At 79.0% G+C, this 3807-nt stretch carries 2 protein-coding genes and 2 pseudogenes; 1 reads left to right on the forward strand and 3 read right to left on the reverse strand.

Features of this window, described 5'->3' with window-relative positions; all coding sequences use genetic code 11:
• Positions 1-510: pseudogene (locus tag ACFW1A_RS39345) on the forward strand (hypothetical protein); the annotation flags it as partial.
• A 1-nt stretch (position 511) separates the two neighbouring features.
• Here ACFW1A_RS39345 and ACFW1A_RS39350 read toward each other — a convergent pair.
• The 3 genes and pseudogenes from ACFW1A_RS39350 to ACFW1A_RS39360 all read right to left on the reverse strand — a co-directional run.
• Positions 512-1114, reverse strand: a complete 603-nt coding sequence (locus ACFW1A_RS39350; protein ID WP_380418306.1) for a GAF domain-containing protein — start codon at positions 1112-1114, stop codon at positions 512-514.
• A 12-nt stretch (positions 1115-1126) separates the two neighbouring features.
• Positions 1127-1981, reverse strand: a complete 855-nt coding sequence (locus ACFW1A_RS39355) for a S8 family serine peptidase (RefSeq protein ID WP_380418308.1) — start codon at positions 1979-1981, stop codon at positions 1127-1129.
• Positions 1975-3807: pseudogene (locus tag ACFW1A_RS39360) on the reverse strand (adenylate/guanylate cyclase domain-containing protein); the annotation flags it as partial. The pseudogene ACFW1A_RS39360 and the gene ACFW1A_RS39355, both read right to left, overlap by 7 nt.

The raw sequence follows: 3807 nt of genomic DNA on the forward strand, positions 1-3807 counted from the left end.
GCCCGGGCGCTCGGGCCGGTGCTGCGGATGGCCGGGCTGCTCGGTTCCGGCATGCCGCCGTACCGGCTGGAGCAGCTCCGGGCACTGGCGGCGGCCGGCCTCGTCCGGCACCTCGGCGCCGGGCTCGCGCTCGGTGTCGACGAGGCGTCAGGTCTGTTCACCGCCACCTCGCACTGCCTGCCCGGGGTGGCCGCCGCGCGCCACCTGGTCGAGGCCCGGCTGCCCGTCGACGACCTGCCGGGGGACGGGTCGGCCCTGCTCACGGGGCTGGTCCGGGAGGGCCGCGGTCGCGCGGTCGGCGGGCCCGGCGCGGTGCGGCTGGCGGTGGACGGGCAGACCTTCGCCCTGCTGGACCGCCAGGGGCGTACCGACGGCGGGCGGTTCGCGCTCGGCGCCTTCGCCTCCGGCGGGGCGCTCGGTGCCCTGGCGCGGCCGCACGCCGACGAGCCGTTCTTCCGGCAGAACGACGCGCTGGCCCGGCGGCTGCTGCGCGAGCTCGCGCAGCCGTGAGCTACGCCGTCCCGTGCAGCAGCTCCGCCAGCTCGCCGACCAGGCGGACCGCGCGGGCACGGTGCTCGGGTGCCAGGCCGGTGCCGCCGTCGGCGGGGCGGCGGTCGGTGGCGATCCGCAGTGCCGCGGCGGCCAACCGGGCGAACAGGGCGAGCAGTTCGAGCTCGGGAAGGCTGGCCCGGGCCTGCGGGGCCGGGTCCAGCACCTCCAGCACGCCGAGCACCCGGTCGCCGTGGACCAGCGGAGCGGCCATCAGCGCGTCGGGGACGTACTCGGTGGACCTGGCCAGCGAGCGGTCGAAGGCGGCGTGCTGCGACAGGTCGTCGACCACCATCGGCTCCCCGGTGCCGGCCACCCAGCCGGCGATCCCGCTGCCGGCCGGGAAGCGCCGGCCCACCAGGAACTCCTCCCCCCGGCCGGAGACCGCCTGGAAGACCAGTTCACCGGCCTCCTCGTCGAGCAGGAACACCGAGCTGGCCTGGGCGCCGAAGATGGCCCGGGCCACCTCGACGACGGACCGCAGCAGCTCCGCCGCCGCGGGGTCGGCGTCCCCGCGGTCGGGGCCCGCGGCGGCTCTGCTCCGGGTCGGCTGGTCGTGCGGCATCCGGCACCTCCGTTACCGACTGCTGTCGGCGTCGACGACATGGACGTTGGCCGCGGACAGGTACAGCGCGTTCTTCAGCTGGAAGGTCGTCATCCGCGGGTGCTGCGACAGGATCCGGGCGCAGAGCCCGGCGATGAAGGGGGTGGCGAAGCTGTTGCCGGTGGTGCGGATCGACGTGCCGCCGAGCCAGGCCACCGGCACGTTCTGCCCCGGTGCGAAGAACTCCACCGGGGGCGCCGGGTTGTAGAGGTACAGGTCCGGGTCGAGCTCTGCGTGGCTGCCCACCGAGATGACCGAGGCGAATCGCCACGGGAAGCTCTCCACCGGCGTGTTGTGGGCGGAGGCGACGATCGCGGTGCGGGCGAAGTAGGCCTCGTCGGCCAGCTCGTGCAGTTCCTGGGCGAACCTGGTGCGGGTGGTGGACAGGCTCAGGTTGATCACGTCGAAGCCCTGCGCCACCGCCCAGCGCAGCCCGGCCAGCAGCACGTCCCCGGTGCCGGAGAAGCGCTCGCCGAGCACCCGCACGCTGTACAGCTCGCAGTCCGGCGCGGTGCGGCGGATGATGCCGGCGCAGGCGGTGCCGTGGCCGCAGGTGTCCCCGGTCCCGGTCGGCTCGACGGTGACCGCACCCGTGCCGTCCTTGACGACGACCCAGGAGCCGTCGACCGGCCCGACCAGCGGGTGGTTCCGCTCCACCCCGGAGTCGACGACGCAGACCCGCACGCCGCGGCCGGTGGCACCGCCCGCGGCCCAGGCCGGTGCCGCCGGCTCGCGGTCGGCGGCCACCGGCAGGTCCTCGGGGCGCCGGTCGCGCAGGCTCCAGGTCAGCGTGCGCCCCGCTGCGGCGGCGCCGGCGGGTGTCACCATGCGTCAGTTCCTCTCTGTTCCACGGTGTGTGCGCGCGGGCGTCGGGCCCGGTCGGCGAGCTCCGCCGCCCCGCGCGCGCCGGGCCGGTGGCCCTTGGCCGCGAACTGCGCTCCGGCGCTCGTCGCGGCCGCCGCCGCCCAGGTCCGGTGACCGGCCAGCAGCAGCGCGTGCGCCCGGTCCAGCAGGGCGACCGCCCGGACGATCGGGGAGTCCGTCAGCGCCGCCGCCCGGACCGCCTGCCCGGCCAGCCGCAGGGCCTCGCCCGGCCGGGCCGCGGCGGCGGCGATCCGGCTGCGCAGACCGGCCAGCGCGGCCGACTCGGCGTGCGGCCGGGGCCGGTCGACGTCCACGGCGGCGAGCCGTTCGGCGGCGGCCGCCGGGCGGTCGAGCTCGACCAGCAGCCGGGCCGACTCCAGGGTGACGGCGGTCAGCAGGGCGTCCGCGCCGAGCTGCCGGGCGGCCCGGGCGGCGGCCGCCAGCAGCTCCAGGGCCGGCCGGGGCCGTCCGGCCAGCGCCTCCACCTCGGCGCCGAAGACCGGCAGGAAGACCTGTGCCTCGGCGTACCCCAGCTCGGCGGCCAGCCGCCCGGCCTCGGCGAGCCGGGCCCGGGCCGCCCGCGGCTCGTCCGGCAGCGCGAGCAGCACGGCGAGCGGGCAGTTGACGGTCACCCGCACGGTGCGCCGGCCCGGGCCGTGCGCGGCCAGCAGCTCCCGGCACCGGGCCGTCGCGGCCGGCACCGGCTGCGGGCCGCGCCACAGCGAGATCCCGACGGCGCCCAGCGCGGCGGCCCGCTCGGGCTCGCCGTCGGCCCGGACGGCGTGGCTCAGCGCGCGGTCGAGGAGCCGCTCCGCCGCGCCGTGCCGGCCGTGCACCTGGTGGTCCTGGGCGATCCGCAGGCAGGCCCGGGCCTGGCCGAGCTCGTCGCGGGCGGCCTCGAAGACCGGCAGCACCGCCCGGGCCGCCGCGGGCGGCGACTCCGGCCCGGCCCCGGCGACGGCGAGGGCCAGGCGCGCGTGCGCGGTCTCGACCGGGTCCGCCCCCGCCGCGCGCACCTGCCGCAGCAGGGCACGGCCCGCGTCGCCGCGGCCGAGCGCCAACCTGGCCTCGCCCAGCCGCCGGGCGGCACCCGGGCCGACCGGCCCGTCCGGGCCGGACAGGGCCAGCGCCCGGTCGAGCAGGTCCTCCGCCCACGCGAGGTCGGACCGGGCCAGGGCCTGGGCCCCCGCCCGGCCGAGCAGTTCGGCGGCCCGCCGGGCCAACTCCTCGGTGCCCGGGCCGAGCAGGCCCAGCTCGGTGCGCAGCCGGTGGGCCCGCTCCAGGTGCCCGCCGACGGCGCCGTCCCCGGACGACCGGACGGACGCCAGCCCGGCGGCCCGCTCGTGGCGCTCGGACCGCGCGCGCTTCGACACGCACCCGTAGGCCACCTCGTGCACCAGCCCGCCGGCGAACCGGAACCGGTCCGCGGTCGGTGCCGGCCCGGGTGCCGGCTCCACCAGCCGGCGCCGGCCCAGCCGCAGCAGCGCGGACCGGACGGGGCCGGGATCGCGGTCGGCCAGCCGGGCCACCTCCGGCACGGCGAACTCGCGCCCGATGACCGAGGCGACGTCCAGGGCCAGGCGCTCCTCGGGCCCGAGCGCGTCGATCCGCGCGCCCAGCAGGGCCTGCACGGTGGCGGGCAGCTCTTCGGGCGAGCCGGTCTCCCGCGCGGCCGCCAGCAGGTGCTCCAGGTGCAGCGGATTGCCCCCGGCCCGGTCGAGCAGCCGCCGCGGCAGCGCCGGCCGCCCGGCACCGGGCTCGGCCAACCCGGCCGCGAGCAGGGCGCACTC

The sequence above is a fragment of the Kitasatospora sp. NPDC058965 genome, from assembly GCF_042741245.1.
In the GTDB taxonomy this organism is placed as follows: domain Bacteria; phylum Actinomycetota; class Actinomycetes; order Streptomycetales; family Streptomycetaceae; genus Kitasatospora.

Excerpts from the sequence above, each read along its gene's own strand:
- ACFW1A_RS39355 (WP_380418308.1), bottom strand. The coding sequence starts at position 1,981 with ATGGTGACACCCGCCGGCGCCGCCGCAGCGGGGCGCACGCTGACCTGG.
- ACFW1A_RS39350 (WP_380418306.1), bottom strand. The coding sequence starts at position 1,114 with ATGCCGCACGACCAGCCGACCCGGAGCAGAGCCGCCGCGGGCCCCGAC.